The sequence below is a fragment of the Cytobacillus horneckiae genome (assembly GCF_002835735.1).
Lineage (GTDB): Bacteria > Bacillota > Bacilli > Bacillales > Cytobacillaceae > Cytobacillus > Cytobacillus horneckiae.
Map to the genome: position 1 here is coordinate 45645 of NZ_PISD01000040.1, position 23434 is coordinate 69078.

The 23434-nt window shown below is 40.1% G+C and carries 25 protein-coding genes and 1 riboswitch; of the genes, 22 read left to right on the forward strand and 3 right to left on the reverse strand.

The genetic code is table 11. The features are described 5' to 3' along the window. The first annotated feature begins 107 nt into the window (after positions 1-107). From CWS20_RS18015 to CWS20_RS18055, 9 genes are all read left to right on the forward strand, one after another. Entirely contained in the window at positions 108-551 is a 444-nt protein-coding gene (locus CWS20_RS18015; protein WP_066188984.1) for an Lrp/AsnC family transcriptional regulator, read from the forward strand. A 349-nt stretch (positions 552-900) separates the two neighbouring features. Beyond that, positions 901-1842: a nickel ABC transporter permease gene (gene nikB / locus CWS20_RS18020; RefSeq protein ID WP_066188986.1), complete on the forward strand. Its 942-nt coding sequence runs from the start codon at positions 901-903 to the stop codon at positions 1840-1842. A gap of 16 nt (positions 1843-1858) precedes the next feature. Beyond that, a complete protein-coding gene (locus tag CWS20_RS18025) occupies positions 1859-2752 on the forward strand; it encodes an ABC transporter permease (protein ID WP_066188988.1) in 894 nt (297 codons plus the stop codon). 29 nt (positions 2753-2781) lie between these two features. Next, positions 2782-4329 carry an ABC transporter substrate-binding protein gene (locus tag CWS20_RS18030; RefSeq protein ID WP_066188989.1) on the forward strand — a complete coding sequence of 516 codons (1548 nt, stop codon included), beginning with the start codon at positions 2782-2784 and terminating at the stop codon, positions 4327-4329. Positions 4330-4337: 8 nt separating this feature from the next. After that, complete coding sequence (locus CWS20_RS18035; RefSeq protein ID WP_066188992.1) at positions 4338-5327, forward strand: ABC transporter ATP-binding protein; 990 nt, start codon at positions 4338-4340, stop codon at positions 5325-5327. Next, the gene (locus CWS20_RS18040) at positions 5315-6340 is read left to right on the forward strand and encodes an ABC transporter ATP-binding protein (protein ID WP_066188995.1); all 1026 of its coding nucleotides are present in this window, start codon (positions 5315-5317) and stop codon (positions 6338-6340) included. The genes CWS20_RS18035 and CWS20_RS18040 overlap by 13 nt, the downstream gene beginning before the upstream one ends. A 123-nt stretch (positions 6341-6463) precedes the next feature. Then, positions 6464-8068 (forward strand): gamma-glutamyltransferase family protein, encoded by a 1605-nt coding sequence (locus tag CWS20_RS18045; protein ID WP_066188998.1) that lies wholly within the window; start codon positions 6464-6466, stop codon positions 8066-8068. 74 nt (positions 8069-8142) lie between these two features. After that, complete coding sequence (locus CWS20_RS18050; protein ID WP_066191956.1) at positions 8143-8676, forward strand: chromate transporter; 534 nt, start codon at positions 8143-8145, stop codon at positions 8674-8676. After that, on the forward strand, positions 8673-9212 hold the full coding sequence (locus CWS20_RS18055) for a chromate transporter (RefSeq protein ID WP_066189001.1): 540 nt from the start codon (positions 8673-8675) through the stop codon (positions 9210-9212). Before CWS20_RS18050 ends, CWS20_RS18055 begins: the two co-directional genes overlap by 4 nt. A gap of 101 nt (positions 9213-9313) precedes the next feature. Here CWS20_RS18055 and CWS20_RS18060 read toward each other — a convergent pair whose 3' ends face one another. Next, positions 9314-9640: a YflT domain-containing protein gene (locus tag CWS20_RS18060; RefSeq protein ID WP_066189004.1), complete on the reverse strand. Its 327-nt coding sequence runs from the start codon at positions 9638-9640 to the stop codon at positions 9314-9316. Positions 9641-9937: 297 nt separating this feature from the next. On the opposite strand from CWS20_RS18060, the gene CWS20_RS18065 reads away from it, so the two are divergent. From CWS20_RS18065 to CWS20_RS18095, 7 genes are all read left to right on the forward strand, one after another. Next, on the forward strand, positions 9938-11845 hold the full coding sequence (locus tag CWS20_RS18065) for a transporter substrate-binding domain-containing protein (RefSeq protein ID WP_142385399.1): 1908 nt from the start codon (positions 9938-9940) through the stop codon (positions 11843-11845). Continuing rightward, complete coding sequence (locus CWS20_RS18070) at positions 11820-13169, forward strand: sigma-54-dependent transcriptional regulator (RefSeq protein WP_066189008.1); 1350 nt, start codon at positions 11820-11822, stop codon at positions 13167-13169. The genes CWS20_RS18065 and CWS20_RS18070 overlap by 26 nt, the downstream gene beginning before the upstream one ends. Positions 13170-13321: 152 nt before the next feature. Next, complete coding sequence (locus tag CWS20_RS18075; protein ID WP_066189011.1) at positions 13322-14302, forward strand: TAXI family TRAP transporter solute-binding subunit; 981 nt, start codon at positions 13322-13324, stop codon at positions 14300-14302. Position 14303: 1 nt separating this feature from the next. Continuing rightward, positions 14304-15404 (forward strand): extracellular solute-binding protein, encoded by a 1101-nt coding sequence (locus CWS20_RS18080; protein WP_066189014.1) that lies wholly within the window; start codon positions 14304-14306, stop codon positions 15402-15404. A 16-nt stretch (positions 15405-15420) separates the two neighbouring features. Continuing rightward, positions 15421-16521: an ABC transporter ATP-binding protein gene (locus CWS20_RS18085; RefSeq protein WP_066189017.1), complete on the forward strand. Its 1101-nt coding sequence runs from the start codon at positions 15421-15423 to the stop codon at positions 16519-16521. Further along, entirely contained in the window at positions 16482-17417 is a 936-nt protein-coding gene (locus tag CWS20_RS18090) for an ABC transporter permease (RefSeq protein ID WP_066189020.1), read from the forward strand. The genes CWS20_RS18085 and CWS20_RS18090 overlap by 40 nt, the downstream gene beginning before the upstream one ends. After that, complete coding sequence (locus tag CWS20_RS18095; protein ID WP_066189023.1) at positions 17417-18214, forward strand: ABC transporter permease; 798 nt, start codon at positions 17417-17419, stop codon at positions 18212-18214. Before CWS20_RS18090 ends, CWS20_RS18095 begins: the two co-directional genes overlap by 1 nt. A 79-nt stretch (positions 18215-18293) precedes the next feature. Here the strand turns inward: CWS20_RS18095 and CWS20_RS18100 are convergent, their stop codons facing one another. Then, on the reverse strand, positions 18294-18929 hold the full coding sequence (locus CWS20_RS18100) for an aspartate/glutamate racemase family protein (RefSeq protein ID WP_066189025.1): 636 nt from the start codon (positions 18927-18929) through the stop codon (positions 18294-18296). Positions 18930-19148: 219 nt separating this feature from the next. On the opposite strand from CWS20_RS18100, the gene CWS20_RS18105 reads away from it, so the two are divergent. The 4 genes from CWS20_RS18105 to CWS20_RS18125 all read left to right on the forward strand — a co-directional run bounded on the left by CWS20_RS18105 (position 19149) and on the right by CWS20_RS18125 (position 21112). Then, positions 19149-19814 carry a uracil-DNA glycosylase gene (locus tag CWS20_RS18105; RefSeq protein WP_066189028.1) on the forward strand — a complete coding sequence of 222 codons (666 nt, stop codon included), beginning with the start codon at positions 19149-19151 and terminating at the stop codon, positions 19812-19814. 269 nt (positions 19815-20083) lie between these two features. Next, positions 20084-20374 carry a YwdI family protein gene (locus CWS20_RS18115; RefSeq protein ID WP_066189034.1) on the forward strand — a complete coding sequence of 97 codons (291 nt, stop codon included), beginning with the start codon at positions 20084-20086 and terminating at the stop codon, positions 20372-20374. A 23-nt stretch (positions 20375-20397) separates the two neighbouring features. After that, positions 20398-20769, forward strand: a complete 372-nt coding sequence (locus CWS20_RS18120) for a DUF423 domain-containing protein (RefSeq protein ID WP_066189037.1) — start codon at positions 20398-20400, stop codon at positions 20767-20769. Positions 20770-20962: 193 nt separating this feature from the next. After that, positions 20963-21112 (forward strand): hypothetical protein, encoded by a 150-nt coding sequence (locus tag CWS20_RS18125; RefSeq protein WP_157090472.1) that lies wholly within the window; start codon positions 20963-20965, stop codon positions 21110-21112. 31 nt (positions 21113-21143) lie between these two features. Here CWS20_RS18125 and CWS20_RS18130 read toward each other — a convergent pair whose 3' ends face one another. Next, complete coding sequence (locus CWS20_RS18130; protein ID WP_066189038.1) at positions 21144-21926, reverse strand: serine/threonine protein kinase; 783 nt, start codon at positions 21924-21926, stop codon at positions 21144-21146. A gap of 179 nt (positions 21927-22105) precedes the next feature. After that, a riboswitch (cobalamin riboswitch) is annotated at positions 22106-22291 on the forward strand. A 200-nt stretch (positions 22292-22491) separates the two neighbouring features. Here CWS20_RS18130 and CWS20_RS18135 point away from each other — a divergent pair. Then, the gene (locus CWS20_RS18135) at positions 22492-23028 is read left to right on the forward strand and encodes a hypothetical protein (RefSeq protein WP_066189040.1); all 537 of its coding nucleotides are present in this window, start codon (positions 22492-22494) and stop codon (positions 23026-23028) included. After that, positions 23025-23434, forward strand: a 410-nt coding sequence (locus CWS20_RS18140; RefSeq protein WP_158237016.1) for an ABC transporter substrate-binding protein, incomplete at its 3' end; no start/stop codon positions are given. The genes CWS20_RS18135 and CWS20_RS18140, both read left to right, overlap by 4 nt.

Genomic DNA, 23434 nt, shown 5'->3' on the forward strand with positions numbered 1-23434 from the left:
TGCAACCTCAAGTGATTCATAGTGAAAATATTTAGATTAATTCTATACATTATGAATTGATATCTCTTATAATACTCTTAATTGCAAGAGGGGAATGGTGGAACGCAATGGATCATGTAGATAAAAATATATTAGACTTGCTCACAGCGAATGGACGTCTTTCCTATGTTGATATAGGAAAGGAACTAGGGCTTTCCAGAGTGGCAGTAAGAGAAAGAGTAGCAAAATTAGTCGAGGACGGGGTAATTGAACAATTTACAGTGGTTATTAATAGCGGCAAGGCTGGCAAGGAGGTTTCAGCATTTTTTGAGATTGATTGTGAACCAAGCTCGCTAGTAAAAGTGGCGGAGGCGCTTGCGGAAAATCCAAGTGTAGCAAGCTGCTATCAGATGACTGGACCATCTACGCTGCACACGCATGTATTGGTGGCCAATTTTGAAGCTTTAGAAAGATTTATCAATGAGGAACTTTATGCCTTGGAGGGCATTACACGTGTAGAGAGTCATATATTACTTAGAAGGTTTAAAAGCAGGCGAGGTCTGAAATTATAATAGACGTAGTAAAAAAGCTGAAACTGAGCAGGTGGAATCTATTCATCTTCTCAGTTTCAGCTTTTTTAATTGTCATTTTATAAATGTTCGGGTTTCGAATTGGTTATGAAAGCGTTTTACAAGATAGGTTTCAAAAATTAAACAATAATCGTTAATTTTTTACTAATTGATTTGATTTTACTGATTTAGTAAACAAAAGGAAATTAAAAATAATAAATTTTAAAAAAAATGAAAATTAATGTAGTATTTTGTATTTTTATGTTCTATAATCATTTTTAAATAATTTTAAACATTTTGTAATCAAAATAAAAAAATTGATTAACAAATGATAGAAGAGGAGGTAGTTAGAATGATAGGAATGATTATCAGAAGATTTTTTCAACTTATATTCCTGCTATTTGGGATTTCGTTTCTTGTTTTTTCATCGATGTATTTGGCACCAGGCGATCCGGCCTCAATGATTGGCGGCCCGACGGCATCGGAATCAGACATAGAAGCAATTAGAGAAAATCTAGGACTTAATGAACCTTTCTTGACTCAGTATGCCAGTTATGTTGGCGGCCTCGTTCAAGGTGATCTCGGATATTCTTATCAAACAAGGCAATCAGTTTCTGAAGCGATCGCTGTCCGGCTACCGAATACATTAAAACTGGCGATTGCGAGTATGATAGTAGCCATAATAATAGGAATATTAGCTGGCTTGATTTCAGCATTGAAGCATAATTCCTGGCTTGATGTCGGATCAACTACTTTTGCCTTGGCGGGGATTTCCATTCCGAACTTCTGGATGGGTGCCGTATTGATTTTAGTCTTTGCCGTAAATCTTCAATGGCTGCCGGTCGGAGGCATGTCATCACCATGGTACACGATAGAAGGTATGAAAGAGCTCATCCTACCAGCCATTACTTTAGGAACAGGTGCGGCAGCTATGATTGCCAGAATGACAAGGTCATCCATGCTTGAAGTGATAAGAGCTGATTATGTTCGAACGGCAAGAGCAAAAGGTGTAAAAGAAAGCAGTGTCATCTGGATTCATACTTTAAAAAATGCCATGATTCCAGTTCTAACAGTAATTGGGGTCAATTTCGGTTCATTGCTGGGAGGCACGATCATCACAGAAAAAGTGTTTGCAATTAACGGAGTTGGCCGACTGATGATTGATGCGATAGCAGCACGTGATTTCCCGATGGTACAAGGGTCGGTCTTGCTTGTTGCCACATTATTCGTCCTCGTTAACTTAATTGTAGATATTGTTTATACGTATGTAGATCCAAGAATTAAATATCAGTAAGAGAGGAGGAGCATGGATGGCAGAGACAGTTACCGTTACAGGCAATGAAAGGCCAAAGAAAAAGAAGAAAGAGCATGAATTTATCTTGACGGCGAAAAAGCTGCTTAAAAATAAGCTGGCTGTTATTGGATTAATCATTATTATTTTGCAAGTGGGAATGGCGATATTTGCACCGATGATGACCTCGCATGACCCTGTAAAACAAAACCTTGCAGCAAGTGAGCTTCCTATCTTCAGTGAAGGCCATTGGCTGGGAACAGATAACTATGGCAGAGATGTATGGAGCAGAATCGTCTTCGGTTCAAGAATATCGCTCGTTGTCGGAATCGTTGCTGTCAGCCTCGGCCTGCTAGGTGGAGTGACATTAGGTTTGCTAGGCGGTTATTATAAAAAACTTGATGGAATTATTATGAGGATTGTTGATTTGTTATTCTCTTTCCCTGGAATTCTGCTTGCAATGCTAATCATCGCTGTGCTAGGTACAAGCTTAATTAATGTAGCGATTGCGATTAGCATTTGGTCCATTCCAGCATGTGCGAGGATAGTGAGGGGATCGGTCCTCTCTATTAAGGAAAAGGAATATATCATGGCAATGAAATCGGTAGGAGCTTCAGATTTAAGGATTATGTTTAAGCATATTTTACCGAACTGTTTTGCTCCTATTATCGTATTTGCAACGATGAGAATGGCAACCGCCATATTATCTACTGCAGCATTAAGTTATTTAGGATTAGGGGCTCAGCCTCCAACACCTGAATGGGGAGCAATGATATCACAGGGACAAGCTTTTATGTGGAGTTCACCGCATTTAACGATTATTCCTGGAATTGCAATCATGCTCACTGTATTTGCTTTTAATGTAGTAGGTGATGGCTTGAGAGACGCCATTGATCCAAATATGGATGTATAAAAACTAATAAAAAATTAGGGGGAACAAAAATGAAAAAGAAACTATTAGCTATTATTTCAATCGCTACACTGCTATTTCTCGCCGCTTGTTCAGGCGGAAATGAATCTTCCTCAGCTGGAGAGGGTTCCGATACAAATGATCAAGGAATTGAAAGTTTTACGTACGCATCGCTAACGGATGCAGTGGGACTATCGCCAATTCTTACAAATGATAGTGCATCAGCAAATGTAACAGACCACGTTTATGAAAAATTATTTGAAAGAAATGCAGAAACGATGGAAATCGAGCCGCAATTAGCAGAGTCTTATGAGAATCCTGATGAAAACACATGGATAATTAAATTAAAGCAAGGGGTTAAATTCCATGATGGCACAGATTTCAATGCAGACGCAGTAAAATACACATTTGATAAATTAAGAGATCCGGCTACAGCGGCGCCGCGCGCTTCATTAATGGAGCCAGTGGATACAATAACTGTCGTAGATGATTATACTGTAGAGATAAAAACGAAATATCCTTATGGTCCATTTCTTGCTTCTCTATCCCATTCAAATGCTGCGATTGTAAGCCCGGAAGCAGATCAGAATGGCGATATTAACAAAGATCCGGTAGGGACAGGCCCATTCAAATTTGTTAGCTGGGTGCCTGGGGATCAAGTGGTGCTGGAAGCTAATAAGGATTATCGTGATGGAGCACCGGCCATTCAAAAATTAATCTTTAAGGTAGTACCTGAAATTTCTACAGCAATCTCTATGCTGCAAACAGGAGAAGTTCAATTTATTGATAAGCTTCCAACAGAACAAATTGAGAGAGTGGAAGGCTTAAAAAATGTCAATGTCGAGAAAGTAGACGGGACACCTCAGTATTACTTTACGGTGAATCATAGTAAAGAAGAATTTCAAGATGCGGAATTAAGAGAGGCGCTTGCAAGTGCCATCGATAGAGATGCCTTTATTTCTAAAATGAAGGGATTAGGCATTAGAAGCGATAGTGTTATTGGCTCAAAGGTATTCGGCTACAAGGAAGAGGCTGACAATGCTGGGACACCATATGACTTAGAAAAAGCAAAAGAATTAGTCAAGAAAAACGGCTATGATAAAAAAACTTATACGCTATTATCACCGAATAGAAATAACTTTATTTTAATGTCAGAGGTTGTTCAAGCACAGCTGACGGAAGCTGGATTTAATGTAAATATTGAATCTATGGAATGGGCTTCATTTTTAGACACTGCCAGAGATGGCAACTATGATATGACATTCTTAAGCTGGTCTAATTTAACTGCTGATGGATCAGAGCTATTCTACCCTAACTTCCATAGTGATAATGTAGGTGCATCCAATCGCGCACAATACAGCAACCCAGAATTTGATCAATTAGTGGAACAATCAAGAACAACGACTGATCAGGAAAAGCGCTTAGAAATCTTAGATCAGGCCAACCGCTTAATGCTTGAGGACCATGCTATTGTGAATATGTATCATGATGTCGTTACAGCTGCAATGGAAAACTCATATAAAGGCTTAATCTTAGAGCCAACTGGTAAATGGAATCTATCAGAAGTAACAAGAAAGTAGGGTGAATCATGGGAGAGACATTACTGGAAGTCAAAAACATAGTGACTGAATTTCGGACAGCAGACGGGCAATTGCCTGCTGTCCGTGATGTCTCCTTTTCATTAAATAAAGGAGAAACATTATGTATCGTTGGTGAATCAGGCTGTGGCAAAAGTATTACTTCTCTCTCGGTTATAGGCTTATTACCCAGCAACGGAAAAATAGCGAGCGGAGAAGTCCTCTATGAAGGCGAAGCAATTAATAAATATTCACCAGAGCAGATGCGCAGAATCAGGGGAAATAAAATATCAATGATTTTTCAAGAGCCGATGACCGCATTAAATCCTGTGTTAACCATTGGTTTTCAGCTAAGAGAACCTTTAATGCTTCATGAAAAACTATCAAAAAATGAGGCAACTAAAAAAGGCATAGAGTTATTGAAGAAAGTAGGAATTCCTTATCCTGAGAAAAGAATGAACCAGTATCCGCATGAGCTGAGTGGAGGGATGAGGCAAAGGGTGATGATTGCAATTGCACTTTCGTGTAATCCAGGCTTGCTCATTGCAGATGAACCAACGACGGCGCTGGATGTGACCATTCAAGCGCAAATTCTCGATTTAATAAATGATCTAAAGAATGATTATCATATGGGTGTTATAATGGTCACTCATGATATGGGCGTTGTTGCAGAGGTTGCGGACCGTGTAATGGTCATGTACGCTGGAAAGAAAGTTGAAGAAGGTACGGTAGAAGAGATATTCAATTCACCAAAACATCCTTATACTATCGGTCTATTAAATTCAGTGCCTAACGTAGATGATCCTGATTTTGAATTAGAAGCGATTCCCGGTTCTTTGCCTAGCTTAAATGACGAAATTATAGGCTGCAGATTCCAGGATAGATGTAAATTTGCCAGTGAAAAATGCAGAAGTCAAGAACCTCCTGAATTTAATATATCATCATCCCATATAGCCAGCTGTTGGTTAGAAGAAGAGGGGGAACTTAGATGGCAGTCTTAACTGAACATGAGGCCGAAAAATTGTCTAATCACAAGCAGGTTCTTCTTGAGGTAACCGGAATAAGGAAATATTATCCTATTAGAGGCGGCGTCCTGCAAAGAGTTCAAGGGAATGTCAAAGCAGTAGAAAATGTTTCCTTACAGCTGTATGAGGGAGAGAGCTTAGGTGTTGTTGGCGAATCAGGCTGTGGAAAGTCAACTTTAGGAAAGGCTATCCTAGGCTTAGAAGAATTAACAGATGGAAAAATCATGTTCAAAGGCAAGGAGATTCAAAATTTAAAGAAGAAGGAAAAATTAAAGTTCATTAAAGAAATGCAGATGATCTTCCAAGATCCCTTTGCATCGCTGAATCCAAGGCAAAGAATTGGCCATGCATTGGAGGAAGTATTTACAATACACACAAATATGTCTGCTAAAGAAAAGAAAAATACCGTCCTGGACTTATTAAAAGAAGTTGGTTTAAAAGAAGAGCATTATGACCGCTATCCACATGAATTTAGCGGCGGGCAGCGCCAGCGTATCGGAATTGCCCGTGCGATTTGTTTAAATCCATCATTTATTATTTGTGATGAAGCTGTTTCTGCATTAGATGTTTCAGTACAAGCCCAAGTACTTAAATTACTAAAAACACTTCAAGCTAAATACCAATTGTCTTATATGTTTATATCACATGATTTAGGAGTCGTCCGTTATTTCTGTGATCGCGTATTAGTTATGTATTTAGGGCATACAGTAGAATTAGGCAGTGTTGAGGATTTATTTAATCACCCGCTGCATCCTTATACACAGGCATTATTGTCAGCAATCCCAAGACCTACTGTCCAGAAAAAACGTAAAAGAATCCGATTGGAAGGGGATTTACCTAATCCGGCGGACCCGCCTGGGGGATGTCCTTTCCATACTAGATGTCCCATAGCGCAAGATAAATGTAAACAAGAAAAGCCTGAATGGAAAGAGTACGGATCGGACCATTTCGCAGCTTGCCATTTTGCAGGACAATCTATATTGGCATAATTTAAAAGCCCTCCTACAAAGTAGGGGGAGCCTTATTTTTTTATTGAATAACTGTTGAGTAAAATGCAAGATTTGTGCGTTCCTGTAGGTGTGAACGTATTCATGATTATAGGAGGAGATTCTTTGGACTATCTAAATCACCCATTTCCATCAAAAAGACATACAGCGTTTGCAAAGAAGGGCATGGTGGCCACTTCTCAGCCGTTGGCAGCGCAAGCAGGACTGGAAATTTTGCAACAAGGCGGCAATGCGATTGACGCGGCAATAGCTACAGCTGCAGCATTAACTGTTGTGGAGCCGACTTCAAACGGCATTGGCGGAGATGCCTTTGCACTTGTTTGGGTAAAGGATCAGTTACATGGCTTGAATGCATCCGGGCCGACCCCTGAAACGATTTCAGCAGCGGCCGTTAAAAATAGAGGTTTTGATAAGATGCCTGTATATGGGATGATTCCTGTTACTGTACCTGGTGTTCCTTCTGCCTGGGCTGCGCTATCGGAAAGGTTTGGTCGCCTTTCGTTAGCGGAAACGTTGAAACCAGCAATCCGTTATGCGGAAGAGGGTTACCCTTTAACACCAATCTTAGGTAAGTTCTGGAAAAGAGCCTATAAAAAGTTTAAGCAGGACTTCACGACAGAAGAGTATCAAGCGTGGTTTGATACCTTTGCTCCAGATGGCAGGGCACCGGAAATCGGAGAGATGTGGAAATCACAAGACCATGCAAATACATTAAAATCCATTGGTGAAACAAATGCCCGCTCATTTTATGAAGGAGAATTAGCTGACCAAATAGATGCTTTTATGAAGAAGCATGACGGTTATTTAACAAAAAGCGATTTAAGCAAGTATCAGCCTGAATGGGTAACACCGATATCTGCGAGTTACCGTGGCTATGATGTTTGGGAAATTCCGCCGAATGGTCAGGGAATGATTGCGTTAATGGCTTTGAATATTTTTGAAAAAATGTCAAAGCCGGTTTGGCATTCAGCAGAAACGCTTCATGAGCAAATTGAATCTATGAAACTGGCATTTACTGACGGGCAAGCATTTATTACCGAACCGGAGGAAATGCCAATCACAGCTGAAGAACTGCTTTCAGATGAATATGCACAAACACGCAGCAAAGTAATTTCAGAAGAGGCAGCAGAACCATTGCCGTACGATTTGCCTAAGGGAGGCACGGTATATTTAGCCACTGCTGATGAAGAAGGCAATATGGTGTCTTATATTCAGAGTAATTATATGGGCTTTGGCTCTGGGATTGTCATCCCAGGCACCGGCATTGCTCTTCAAAACAGAGGTCATGATTTCTCTTTGGAGGAAACTCACCCGAACTTCCTGAAACCAGGGAAAAGAACGTATCATACGATTATTCCAGGTTTTTTAACGAAGGACGGCAAAGCGGTTGGCCCATTTGGAGTAATGGGGGGATATATGCAGCCGCAAGGGCATTTCCAAGTAGTGACCAATACGATTGATTATATGTTAAATCCACAAGCGGCGCTTGATATGCCAAGGTGGCAATGGATGAAAGGGAGATCTGTTCATGTAGAACCGGAATTCCCTAATTACTTAGTGCAAGCGCTGGAACGAAAAGGGCATGCGATTACTGTAACAACTGATGGCGGATCTTTTGGGCGTGGGCAAATCATTTGGCGTGATCCAGACAGCGGCGTGTTAATGGGCGGAACGGAATCCCGTACAGATGGAGCCATTGCAGTTTGGTAGAATTATTAAAGGAAAAGCATGAAGAAACTCCTGAGCCCAATCCACGCCGGGGCCTGCACACGCAAATAGATCTTATGCTCGCTTTTTTCAGGGTAGGTATGCTGGGATTTGGCGGTGGTCCATCAGCAATCCCGCTATTTCAACAGGAAGCCGTGAAAAAATATAAATGGATGACAGATGAGGAATTTGCAGATACACTGGCGTTGGCAAATACAATGCCAGGACCGATTGCAACGAAAATGGCTGGATATATTGGCTATCGTGTAGGGGGGATTATTGGCTGCTTAAATGCGCTCATCTCTTCTGTCATGCCAACAGCCTTATTAATGATTTTCCTATTACAGCTTCTGCAAGTTTATAAAGATATTCCGTGGGTGCAGCATATGTCAGCATCCGTTGTACCGGTTGTTGCCGTTATGCTTGCCACGATGACATGGGATTTTATGAAGAAATCTGGTGATACGCTAGGCTGGAAAAAGGCTGTAATATTAATTTTAGCCTCATTCTTGTTAACTGAATGGTTCAATATCCATCCAGGAATTTTAATTTTTGTACTCATTCTTTTTGTTTTCTTACCGTCTAAGAAGAAGGAGGCGGCAAAAGGATGATTTATTGGCAAATATTTTTGGCGTTCTTTATTCCGGGAATTCTTGGATATGGGGGCGGACCTGCCTCAATCCCATTAATTGAGAATGAAGTAGTCGGAAAATACGGCTGGATGACAACGCAGGAATTTAGTGAAGTGCTTGCTGTTGGAAACTCCTTGCCAGGTCCGATTGCGACGAAGATGGCAGCATATATAGGGTTTGTTGAAGGAGGAGTTATTGGCGGTTTTGTTGCCCTTCTTGCAACAATAGCGCCCTCTATCATATTAATGCTCGTTCTGATGGCTATACTGCTAAAGTATAAAGACACGCCTCAAGTAAAAAATATATCAAAAGTCGTTCGTCCGGTAATCGCTGTTCTTCTCGCAGTAATGACCTATCAATTTGCTAAGGACTCTGTCCTATCATTAGGGACAGTTTATACGATTATTATGATTATAGGAAGCTATATTTTATTGGAGAGAGTAAAGCTTCATCCGGCATTTGTTATTCTTATTGCATTAGGGGTTGGAGCTATATCAGGTCTAATCATATATTGATAAGAAACATAACAAAGGTGGCAGCCACTATGGGGATGGCTGCCACCTTTATCTATATGATAGGAGTCGTAATTGTCCTCCTGTCATGATGGTTGATTAAGTTAATTCACGTTAGAGCCGACGACGACTAACTTCCCTGCGTCAAGCACTTCTTCATACTGCTGAGCTTCTACATCAGTCATTCCCAGTGAAGCCATTTTTGTGCGGAGCTCATCTCCACGACTTCTGAATACATTCCCGATACTATCGAATACACCTTGTTCCTTCATTCCGACGCCACTAGTATCAGTTGCATCTGTGAGATTTTCTGAACGGTCTTTATCATGTGCAAACAAGTAGATGTCTTTTTTAGCAAAACCTTGATTTTCTAGTGAATTGATTGTGCTGATTGCTTGTACGCCGTTTTCAACAACTTCTATTTTATACATAGTAACATCCTCCTTTGGATTGAAGAGTTCAACGTTTGTTGCTCTTCTTGCTCTATATTTATCCGCCTCACAATTTTCTAAACATAAAATTTTCATTTTTGATAGATTAAAAAATTGAACTTGCTATATGAAAGCGATTTAATTATGATGAAATAAATATTCAGAATTTTTAGCTAAAAATTTGTTTGCGAAAGCTAATTTTCCAATGGTAAAGGAGAGACAGTTATATTAAAGCATTTAATTTTTATACTATTGTTGTTTTGTTTAGCACCTGAAAAAGCTACAGCCGAAGATCAAGTGTACAAGATTGCTGGACAAAAAGCCTTTCCGCCATTCTCCTATGTAAATCAAGAAGACAGCTTAACCGGTATCAATATTGAATTAATGGAGCGGGTGGCGGATGAAACAGGACTTACTTTTGAATTTGTCCCCATGGAATTGAAAGAGGCGGAGGAAGCGCTGCAGAGGGGAGATATAGATGCAATAGCAGGGATGACATATAGCTTAGAAAAGGATCGGGATTTCGACTTTTCAACACCATATTTTACAATGTCCGATTCATTAGTTATTCCTAAGGACCGGGCTGATGAAGTCAGTGGAATAGAGGATTTGCGAGATGCACATATCGTGCTGCAGAATGAAACACCTGGATTAAACACGCTAATTAATTTAAGAAATACGAATTTCACGTTAGTGACGAATCAATATAATGGCTTATTTATGCTCTGGAATCAGCGTGCTGACGTATTAATAGGCAACAAGTGGACGTCTACCTTTTTCTTAAATAAATACAATATAGAAGATGAGTATGTTGTACTTGATATTGTACTTGATCCAGCTGATTATGCGATTGCTGTTAGAGAGGGAAATGAGCCATTCAGAACGACAATTGACAAAGCGATCACGGATTTAAAGGCTACAGGTGAAATCAATCAGCTGATAGAAAAGTGGATGAAGTCGGACAATGAGGAAGTTGCAAGGCTGCAGCATTTTATCACACTTTTAATCATTTTTTTAGCTGCTTGCGCTTTTGTTTTAATCATGATCTATATATGGAATAAAAGGCTGAAGGTCGCGGTTGACGACCAGACAAGGGATCTAATGCTATTAAACAACGATTTGCGTCAGCAGCGGCAAAGAACGGCAGATAGCAATGCATTTAAAGACCAAATTTTAAATAATATCGATACAGGCATTGTCACTTTTGATTTGAACTTTATGATTACAAGCTGCAATAAGAGAGCATTGGATATTCTTGAACTATCATCCACATTTAATTTGCAGCATTCATCCGTATTTATGGAGATTTTTCATGACGATCTTTTTCAATCAGAGCGGAAAAATGTTCCGCGATTATTAGATATGAATAACAACGGAAAAAGGAAGATTATTTATTATTGTCTTAATAAAATGTATAATTCTCTCGAAAATCAAGCTGGCTACTTATTAACGATTCATGATGAAACGGAAAAGCGGGAGCTTGAGCAAAAGCTGATTACGCAGGAAAAGCTGCACGCGCTTGGGCAGCTCGTTGCCGGAGTTGCCCATGAAATTAGAAATCCATTAACATCAATCAAAACATTCGTAGATTTAATCCCAAGAAAGTTCAATCAGCCCTCTTTTCAAGAAATGCTGATGAAGCATTTGCCGTCTGAAGTTAATCGGCTGAACCGGATAGTGACAGATTTGATTGATTATGCGCGCCCTGGTCCTCCTAATGTCCAGCCATGCACGGCTAAGGAATTGATTACGATGCTCGCTTTTCTGCAAGTCACGATGAAGGATCATGCAATCGATTTTGAAAAACAGCTGGATGAGACCATGGTTTTTTACATTGACCCGCAACAGATTAGACAAGTCTTGCTGAATTTATTATTTAACAGCATTCATGCAGTAGAGAATAGAGAGCAAAAGCATATTATTATGCTGATGGAAAGACAGGATAGCCGATATGGAAAGATCGAAATCATTGATAATGGAAAAGGCATGAATCAGGACGAGATGAACCACTTATTTGAGCCGTTTTTTACAACAAAGGAAAAAGGGGTGGGGCTTGGCTTAACCCTTTCATATAATCTCATTCAAGAAAATGGCGGAGACATTTCTGTTAGCAGTATACCTGAAAAAGGGACGACCTTTACGATTTTATTGCCAGTCTATCAAGAGGAGGGGTTATTAAATGAAACCGAATATCCTGGTCATTGATGATGAAGAGGCGATATGCGCTTCAATTCGTTTTGCCTTTGAGGATGACTATCATATGTTTACAACGACCAATCCGCATAAAGCGCTGGGGTTAATTAAAGCAAAGAAAATTGACATTGTCCTGCTTGATTTAAGGCTGGGGCATGTAAGCGGGCTGGATATTTTGCAGTCAATAAAGGAAAAGGACGCATCCATTACAGTCATCATGATGACTGCCTATGCAAGCATAGAGACTTCAATCGAGGCGATTAAGAAGGGAGCCTATTATTATATAGAAAAGCCCATTAACATTGAAAAGCTATCAGTACTATTATTGAGGGCATCCCAGTTCAAGCATTTGGCAAACAGATTGGAGAAGCTGGAAAACAAGGAAAATCAGCGGGCATTTTTAGGCAGCAGCAAGGCGATGAAGACAGTCTTTACAATGATCGACCGATTAAAAGATATTGATTCAAGCGTGCTGATTTCTGGTGAGAGCGGTACTGGAAAGGAGCTGGTGGCAAGACAGATTCATTTTTCAGGTAAAAGAAAAAACGGCCCGCTGGAAATTGTCAATTGTGCTGCCATTCCTGAGAACCTTCTTGAGTCGGAGTTATTTGGATATGAAAAAGGTGCTTTTACTGGTGCAACAGCTGCCAAGGATGGTAAATGCGTTGCTGCTAATGGAGGAAGCTTATTTCTTGATGAAATTAGTGAAATGCCGTTGGCGCTGCAGGCAAAATTATTGCGTGTCATTCAGGAACGGGAGGTGACGCCTCTTGGTTCAAATAAGAGAAAAACATTGGATGTCCGCATAATAAGCGCAGCGAATAAAAATATCTCTGAAATGGTGAAGGAAGGGACTTTTCGCGAAGATTTATTTTTCCGGTTAAATGTGATTCCCATTCAAATACCGCCGTTAAGGGAACGGAAAGAAGACCTGCCTCTATTGATTGACTATTTTTTAAATAAATATTGCGATGAAATGGGCAGGGAAAGAAAGCTTATTTCAGCAAATGCAAGAAAGCAGCTATTAAACTATCATTACCCCGGAAATGTGCGGGAGCTGGGCAATATGGTTGAATATGCGGTCGCATTATCGATGGGAGAAATCATAGAAGAGACCGACCTGCCGCAGTTTGTTCACCATCCAGCTGACGATCCTTCATTAACTACAACGACCGAAGAGATCACGATGCCACTTGGTTTGTCAATGAAGGAAGTAGAGAAGAGGATGATTGCTGCGACCTTGAAGTATTGCAACGAACATAGACAAAAAACAGCAAAGATATTAAAGATCTCTGAAAGAAGTTTGCGGGACAAAATAAAAATATATGATATTTAGCAGGGGAACCGGCAAATTTTTCTGAAATAATCGGCAAAAATTTCCGGTTTTTCTTTTCTTGCTCCTTAAAAAATGTAAGCGCATACATTTTATCTATATTCAGAATCTTGGCACATTAATTGCAAGTATAAAAGTAGGTCAGGAGGACAGTTATGAAATTTTCGGCATTTTTATGTTTGATTTTTCTATCTTTATGGTTTTTGGCAGGATGCGTCTATGATGGCGAAAAACTCGGTTCCTCTCATAAAGCCAGTATCGCTCCATCTGAAGAAATATCAGTTGGGATGAAAACGCTAGTGGTAGCTACAGGTGATATGTCTGGCGTTTACTTTCCACTCGGTCAAGGGCTTTCAGCTATTTTTGAAAAGTACAATGGTTCAGCTGCTGGCACACGTGTAACAAATGCTTCTATCCAAAATGCAAAGCTCGTAAGTGAAAAACAAGCTGATTTAGGAATTTGTATGGTGGATGTACTTTCCTTAGAGGAAATTAATCAACAGAATTTGCGTGCATTAACAGGACTTTATTCTAATTATATTCAAATCGTTACAACGGACAGAAGCATTCAATCATTGGAAGACTTGCGTGGAAAACGCGTTAGCCTTGGCACGGAAGGAAGCGGTACAAAGCTGACAGCAGAAAGGGTGATGGAGGCTGCTAATTTGATGGACAAAGATATCGACTTCTCATATTTGTCTTTTACGCAATCTGCTGCAGGATTAAGAAATGGTACAATTGATGCCGCATTTTTATCATCAGGCTTACCAAACCCTGTGATACAAGAATTAATAATGGAAATGGATGTAAACCTAGTAAGCATCCCAAAAGAGGTTGCAGAGGGCATGAAGGCGGCATATGGCGTGTATTCGTGGGAGGAAATCAGTGCGGATACATATGAAAGCTTAGAGGAATCAGTGTCTACCGTAACGGTAAAAAACGTACTGCTGACCCATGCGGACTTACCAGATAAAGAAGCTTATCAACTTCTTCAAACCATCTATCAGCATCTCGATGAATGGAAGGATTTCCATCCGGCGGCAGAATCCATTCATCCTGATGAAGCTATGGAAGATATTCCAATTGAATTTCATAACGGAGCAAAAAAATACTTTAAAGAAATAGGGGGAGAGTAAAATGAAAAAATTAATTGCAATTCTATCCATTTTAATGCTTCTGGCATTAACTGCATGCGGGGCGCCAACTCCGCAAAAAGCTGGAGAGCAGGCGAGCACAGAAAATAAAGAATCAGGCGATAAGACAATTACTATTGCCGGAAATGGCGGTGTGATTGAAAGAACTATTCGCGATGTGATCGCACCTAAATATAAAGAAGCAACAGGTGTCACGATCAACTATGTACCAGGATTATCAGGAGAAATTTTATCAAAAGTTGAACTGCAAAAAAATGCGCCGCAAATTGATATCGCTTTCTTCGTGCCTACTGATGTATATCGTGCAAAAGAAAAGGATTTAACTGATGTTATAACGGAATCAAATGTACCGAATATGAAAGGGGTTAATAAGGACTTTATTGCCGTTGAGGAAGCAGGCGCACCGGTATTTGGGCTAGCAATTGCACCGGCATATAATACCGAAGCATTTGATAAAAACGGATGGGGACCAATCGAATCATGGAATGATCTCGTATCTGAGAGATATGAAGGAAGGACAGCATTTGTAGATATAACCAACGATTGGGGCTTTAACACATTAAACGCATTAGCTATGGCAAATGGCGGCGGAACTGACAATGTTGAACCAGGTATTGAAAAGGCGAAGGAACTTGCAGCGTACTCAACAACTTTCTATAAAAATTCCACTCAAGTGATGCCTGCCATCCAGCAAGGAGCAGCAGATATCACAGTAATGGGCTCATATGTAATTGGCGAGCTTGCTTTATCAGGCATCCCGCTTAAAATGGCCGTACCTAAAGAGGGTGTTCCATTACAATCCTTCAGTGCAACATTAGTAAAAAACACGCCGAAAGAAGAAGCGGCTTTGGAATTTATCAATTATTTAGTTGGTGAAGAAGCGCAAGGATTAATTGCGGAGCAAGGATTTTATCCGGTTGCAGAAGGAATGGAGCTACCTGAAAAATATCAGGAATCGATTGGGTTAAAAGAGGGCGACGCTACATTTAGTCCGGATGTTCCAAAATTTGCAGAGGTTCGTGCGGAATGGTCTGATCGCTGGAATAAAGAAGTTGTACCTGAAATCGGCAAGCAATTGAAATAAAGGGGGCATAACAAAGATGAACACAACAGTAAGTGATGTAGAGATCAAAGGTGCAACGAAGCAATTTGGCTCAAACATTGTCCTTGACGCGATTGATTTGGAGGTAAAGCAGGGGGAGCTTCTTACCCTGCTTGGCCCTTCAGGCTGCGGAAAGTCTACGACATTAAATTTAATTGCTGGCTTTTTAGAAGCAGATCAAGGGGATGTTTATATAAAAGGGAAGAAAGTGACAAAGGTTCCTCCATATAAAAGGGACTTAGGAATGGTTTTTCAGACGTATTCTTTATTCCCGCATATGACTGTTTATGAAAATCTTAACTTTGGCTTAAAGCTTCGCAAAATATCAAAAGCTGAACAAAAGGAGAAAATAGACCGGGTATTAGCGCTTGTTAAAATGTCAGGCTTGGAGCATCGCTATCCCCGAGAACTATCCGGCGGTCAGCGTCAGCGTGTTGCGATTGCCCGTGCACTCGTTGTTGAACCGGAATTGCTACTGCTAGATGAACCGCTCTCCAATCTCGATGCGAAGCTTCGTCATGAACTCAGGCTAGAAATTAAAAGGCTGCAAAAGGAAATTGGAGTGACGACGATTTTCGTCACTCATGATCAGGAGGAGGCTTTATCTCTTTCAGATCGGGTGGTTGTCATGAATGCAGGAAAAATTGAACAAATAAGTACGCCAACTTCAATTTACAAACATCCAAAAACAGAATTTGTTTTTCAGTTTATTGGAAAGTCTAATTCATTTGAGGGTGCAGTGGTGGCTATTGATAGTCAAAAGATTTCTGTAAAGGCCGGAGAAGAAATTGTCGTTGTCGATTATGACAATATCATCGGGGAAGACCGTGACATTAGCTCAGGAGATGAGGTAAAGCTGTATATCCGTCCGGAGAATATCCATATAGCTTCCACGAGAGAAACATCAGCGCCTCTGGAACTCCATCCAGCTACTATTACACAAATGAACTATCTTGGCACTTCATGGGAGATAGATGTATCCCTGATCGGCAAATCGCTTCAAGTATTAACAAATGATTATGATTCATCTTGGCGAGAGGGAAGAGAGGTGTTTGTTGGATGGAACCCGTCAGATCTCAAATTAATCAAGAAAGAATAGAGGCTGAACCACCGCTGAAGCAGAAGAAGCTGAGAAAGAGGAAAAGCTGGGTGCCAGGCCTTCTTCTTTTAGTGCCCATTCTATTATTTTTATTCGGGTTTTTCGTTGTTCCAATGCTGTATATTTTGTATTTAAGCTTTATCTCAACAGATAGTTTAAGCGGCGCAGGTGCGGTATACAGCCTACAAAACTATATAACTTTATTTACAGATAGCTATTATTTATCATCCTTATGGATTACGGTAAAAATAAGCTTACTTTCAAGCCTAGTTGCACTTATTTTAGGTTATCCAATTGCCTTAACGATGGCGAAAAGCACTCCGCGAATGCGCGCCATTATTACATTATTAATTGCTTCACCATTACTCGTCAGCATAGTTGTCCGCAACTTTGGCTGGTACTTGCTGCTATTGCCAAACGGAACAATCAATAGCTTTCTTATGAATATCGGCATCATTAATAAGCCTTTGAACCTCTTATTTTCAGAGCTAGGGGTTGTGATTGGATTATCCAATGCTTATCTTCCCTTCATGGTGCTTGCGATTGTAACAAGTCTTTATAATATCGATCCATCATTGGAGAAAGCCTCCGCAATTTTAGGGGCAAGCCCTTTAAGAAGCTTTTTTTCAATTACATTGCCTTTAAGCCTGCCAGGCATTGTATCAGGCTGCGTGCTTGTTTTTAGCCTATCAATGAGCGCATATGTAACACCAGCTTTAATGGGCGGAGCCAATGTCCCTGTTATGCCGGTAGTTGTTTATGATCAAATTAATAATCTATTGCAATGGACATTTGGATCAGCATTATCATATGTATTGCTGGCAACGACGCTTATTTCTGTCTTCATATTCACTAGAGCGTTTGAGAAGAGCAAGTTTAAGGAGGTGTTCCGTTAATGAATACCATGGGGAAGTTACGGGGCGCCGTAGCAATCATAGGAATTATATATATATTAATTCCACTCGTTGTTGTTATTCCAGCCTCCTTCACAAGTGCCATGTATCCGAGCTTTCCGCCAGAAGGCTTTTCAATTCAATGGTATACAAAAATCCTGGAGCGTCCTGAGTTTATCGAAGCGTTTTTTAACAGCTTGCAATTTGCAGTATTAGCCGCTTTCTTTGCTGTATTATTTGGCACCTTAGGGGCACTGGCGATTGCAAAATATGACATCCCAGGCAAGACAGCAATCACATCCTTTTTAACGGCACCATTAAGTGTGCCGCAGCTCGTGCTAGGGATTGCGCTATTGATCTATTTTACGCCAATGATGCTTGCAGGGACTTCTACGGGCTTTCTCATTGCCCATGTAATTATCTGTGTGCCATATGTTATCCGCCTTGTTTTAACTGGACTAAGCGGCTTTGATTATAATCTGGAGAAGGCGGGTGCAATCCTGGGTGCAAATCCACTGACCGTCTTTTGGCGAATTACTTTGCCGCTCATTCGCCCGGCCATTATTTCTGGAGGCTTGTTTGCTTTTCTTACCTCCTTTGATAATGTAACAGTATCATTATTTATGATTTCGCCAGAGATGCGGACACTGCCGATTGAGATTTTCTCAACTATGCAGGATGCGTATAATCCAATTGTCGCTTCAGTATCGAGTGTAGTTATTTTTATTTCAGTCGTATTAATCTTGATACTTGAGAAGATTCACGGAGTAGGGAAGGTATTTGGCGGTGGCCATCATTAAAAAAGTCGTCTGCATCTGCAGGCGGCTTTTTTTCTACAAAAAAACGAAGCCGTTTTGACTTCGTTTTTCAATATCTCTTTCATTTTTGCAAAATATATTCAAAACAGCGTTTGGCTGTTGCCTCTGGTGCAATCAGCAGGGGGACGGAGGTTTCAACTTGGTTGGCAACATGTGCCAGACTGTATTGTGAGAGGACGATTACGTCTACTTTGCCGTCCATTTCGGCAATCATCGTTCTTACCCGTTCATCATGCTCTTTTTGTTTGCCTTGAAACAGGAGATGAATGATGCCGGGATCAACGATAGATTCAATTGAACAGTTTGGCTGTCTCGCTTGTAAATAGTCGATTAATGCATCAGGTGTTTCTTTTACAGTAGAAATTAATCCGATTCGTTCGTATTGTAAAGCTTTATCAAGCATGGCTTCATCTGAGCGGAACATTTTAACCCGGCACAGCGGTTGAAGAATAGAGGTAAGTGGATTAAAAGCGGAACAAGTTAATTGGATGCAATCAGGTCTTGATTCAGCAGCGAGCGAGATAAGCTTCGAGAAGCGGCGGGCAATTTCAGGTGTAAGTGAGCCGCTTTCCTCTAGCATTGATAATAAGTGCGTATCCATGAAATGAAGCAGATCAATCTCAGGTGCTATTTTTCGAAAGGCATCTTCAATGGGATTTAATGCTGTTGTTGTCGCATGAACCAATGCAACCTTCATAAGTTCATCACCCTTCTTTTAGAATACGAGGAGGCGTTCGTTTTAAATAAGGCTTTGTTTTACTAATATTATATCTAATAAACAATGAAAATAGTATACAATGGTTGTAGATTGAAACATTAGCTCTATCGATGGACGAAGCAAAGGAAGCCTCTGAAGAGCAAGGTGAGCGTCCTAGAGCTATCCATTTTCTTACTTGTATGAAAAGGAGAGTTATGAATGAAACCGGATTGGCAGCAGCTGCTTTCAACAGAAATGGAAAAGAACTATTTTCTTCACTTAAAGGAATTTCTAAAATCTGAATATGAAAATGAGACTGTCTACCCGCAGAAAGAAGATATTTTTACAGCTTTTAAATACACTGGGTACAATGAAACAAAGGTAGCCATTCTTGGCCAGGATCCATATCACGGGCCGGGACAAGCCCATGGCTTAAGCTTCTCTGTTCAGCCCGGCGTAAAGATTCCGCCATCATTAAGAAATATTTATAAAGAGCTTGAAGCAGACCTTCATTATCCAATTCCGAATCATGGGTCATTGCTCAAGTGGGCTAAACAAGGTGTATTGCTATTAAATACTGTGCTCACCGTTAGAGAAGGGGCAGCACATTCTCACCGCTCGCATGGATGGGAGCGGTTTACCAATGAGGTGATCCGCCTTCTTAATGAGCGGGAGGAGCCGGTGATTTTTGTGCTTTGGGGAAAACCAGCTCAGGAAAAAATAAAACTGATTAATACAGATCGCCATCCTATCATCATGTCAGCTCATCCAAGTCCGCTTTCGGCTAGACGAGGCTTTTTTGACAGCAGGCCATTCTCGCAAATTAATCGTCTGCTTGAGAAGAATGGGGAAGACCCGATTGATTGGAAAATTGACAACGTATGACGATTTTCGTCATGTTTCACATGAAACGTCGATTTTTGCAGGAGAGGTATAGACGATGAATCATGGAAAAATCAATTGTTTTCAATGCAAATTCTTTTATGTGACATGGGATAAAAACCATCCCAGGGGGTGTAAATCGTTCGGCTTTAAATCAAAGAAGCTGCCTTCTATTGAAGTGATGACAGCCTCTGGGCAGCCGTGTTTGCGTTTTGAAAAGAAAAACTGATAGAATTTATGGAAGACGTGAGATCATTTAAGAAGGTGAACGGATGAGTATTTCTATGGAAACAATGCTGCATAAAATTGAAAAGGAACTTCAGGCTGCAAAAGGACAAAATGATCAGGCGAGGATGAGGGAGAGGGTCCATGCAATTAAGGCGATATGCGAGCTGATTTTGGATCAGCCTAATGAGTTATCGAAACATACGATGTTTAATGCCGTTTCTCCGCAGCCGATTCAGCCGCAGCAACAGCAGGTTCAACCGGTGCAAACTGTTGGACAGCCAAAGCCGATGAAAATGGAAGATGAGGCAAACGGGGACTCATTATTTGATTTTTAAAGTGAAAAGGTAGGGATAACAGGATGAAATTATTTATAATTATTGGGGCAATTAATGCCTTTTTATCAGTTGCACTTGGTGCTTTCGGTGCGCACGGACTTGAGGGGAAAGTGGAAGGGAAATATATGGATAACTGGCAAACAGCTGTCCAATATCAAATGTTCCATGCGATCGGAATTTTAATCGTCGGACTACTGATGTCAAAAATGCCGGATTCTTCGCTGCTAAATTGGTCAGGCTGGTTAATGCTATTCGGAATTATTTTCTTCTCTGGCAGCTTATATGTCCTAGCTTTAACGAAAATATCTGTTCTCGGTGCCATCACGCCAATCGGCGGGGTTGCCTTTTTAGCAGGCTGGGTGTTAATGGTTATTTTTGCAGTAAAGCATTTATAATAAATAGAGCGATAGGCAGGCAGCTTATCGCTTTTTTTATTACATGCAAGATGAATTATTAAAGTTTAGTAAAGGTTTGGTAAAGGCAATAATAACAGTAGGTTCATGTGATATAATTCTGCAATCCTTTAAAAAAGAGGTGCTAACATGGTTAAAAAAATTGTGAAATTAATCAAGCAATTAACAGGAAGTCATGGACATCGACACTATAGCAGTAGTAGACGCAGAGGATACAGAAGCTACAGCCACAGCTCACGCAAAAGAAAAAAATACAATCAGTACGGCGGTAGTCATTACTACAAAAGACGTAAGCACAGCAGTAGCTAGTCGCGGATTTATCTAAAAAATCTTGTTCCTGACGGGACAAGATTTTTTTAACGAAGAAGACGATTTAAAGTGTGAATCGCTTGCTGCAAATCTCTACGGATTTTTTGAGCGTCTTGATAAACTTCGCAAATGCCTAATAATTTTTTTATAAGAATCTGTGTCTCCGTACTTAAAGTTAATTCTTCCATCCAGCTTCGCTGTCTATTCGTTTTTTCTTTAAAGTTTGAATAAAGAAGGAATAATAAGCACTCTCCCAAGTCAAAAAAGTCATCTTGCCTTCTAGCTTTTAATTCATCTATATTTTCAGTAGATACTTTTTTCGCCAGGCCAAAATCAATTAAATAGACTTCATTATTCATTAATATTATATTTGGCGGCCTAATGTCACTATGGAAAATGTGGTGAGCATGTAAATATTCTAAAATATATAAAAGCTGGCTAATGAGTTTTAATGCTTCTAGCTCAGAGAATTGCTCATCTTGAGTGAATAACCAATCTTCTAAGTTTATCCCATCTATCAGCTCCATAACATAAAAGGTCTGGTCTCCCATCGTGAAAGAATCGAATAGTTCTGGAATTTGCTTATGCTTGAAACTTTTCATTAATTCAACTTCTTTTAGAAATCTCTCCGTTTCCTTTTTTCTTCTTGCTTTACTGGGACGAAGCTGCTTCAATACATATCTTTTTTGAGCTTTGACATCAGTACATTGATAAATGATTCCGTAGCCGCCCGTACCAAGGCATTTATCAATTCTATATGAATTTTTAAGTATTACATCGTGCTTTAAAGGGCGATCATATATCGATTGAATGATTTTTTTCCAATACATTGCGCACGTCCTAAACAATCTATTTACTCAAATATTTTATCAAAATTTATGGAGACTATCACTTATCTTTAACAATTCATTAATAATTTCAGCTGGAGTCTAGCTAATCCTGTAGACATGAATCCTCCTAAATATTCTTACTATATAACAAATAATATGGTACACTACATTTAATTGAATATACCACGTAAGGAATAGGTGCTATGTATAGCATAAAGGGAATCCGGTTAAAAACCGGAGCTGTTTCCGCAACTGTAAGTGCTGATGAAATAAGAGGATGCCACTGTTTGGACATTTCAAATGGGAAGGTTCTTAAAGTAAAATGATGCACGAGCCAGGATACCTGCCTATGACTCAAGCGTATTATGCTCTTCGGAAGTTAAGAGGATTGTACGGTGACAACAATATTAGTCTATGCTGTTTTTTTGCATAATATAAGATAATGTGCCGGCCAATGAAATGGTCGGCTTTTTTATTGCAAAAAGCAAGTCCCCGTTTCCTCACATAAAAAACCTTCAGACGAGCCATTTCATTCACACTTATAAATGAAAGGAGAGAGACTTCCATGAAAAAAGATTTGCGTTTTTTATGCTACCCGTTTATGCGCGAAGCCGCATCCACCGTTGATTTTGAGATAAGAACAGATTCATTAACGACAAGAATCGGACAAGCTGCGTCATTAGTTGCGGATATGGAGGTAGTTTATGCAGATTTACAATATTTACAGCCGATGGCTTATCACTTGAATGGATCTGTCCGAGGGAAGCTTGCAATTACTGAAGCTGATCTGAACCGCTTAAGCGATATGTACGATTTCTATTGTGAAAAGGTGCATGACAAGATTCAAAGCTTTGTGCTGCCCCAGGGAACAGAGGCCGCATGTGCCCTTCATGTTTGCAGAAGTGAAGCAAAGAAATCTGTACGTGCCCTTCATAAAGTAAGTTTAGAGCAGGAAGTGCCACAAATATTATTTGATTATAGCCATTTGCTGGCTAATGTTTTTTTTGTTATGGCAGTATATGTGAATGATCAGACGGGGGTGGAGGAAATTCCCTTTGTGAGCAAATCATATCCGGAAAGAAAAAGGAGAAAGAACGCATGAAATGGACAAAATGGTTTTCTGCAGTAATGTTATTTTTTATATTAACCGCCTGTCAGGCAAATGAAACAAAAGAGGTGGCTGAACAGCAAGAAGACCTTGCTTATTCAGTTGTTGATGACGCTGGTAATGAAGTAACCTTTGAGAAAGTACCGGAAAAAGTCATTTCTTTACAGCCAAGCAATACGGAAATCCTATTTTCATTAGGTTCAGGAGATAAAGTAATTGGGGCAACGGAATATGATAATTATCCAGAAGAAGCTCAGTCAATTGAAAGAGTATCAGATTCAGTAAATATTAATGCAGAGCAAATTATCGATTTAAAGCCGGATGTTGTATTTGCCTATACAATTGGTCAAAAGGAACAATTAAAACCGCTTGAAGACTCTGAAGTGACCCCTAAAAGTTA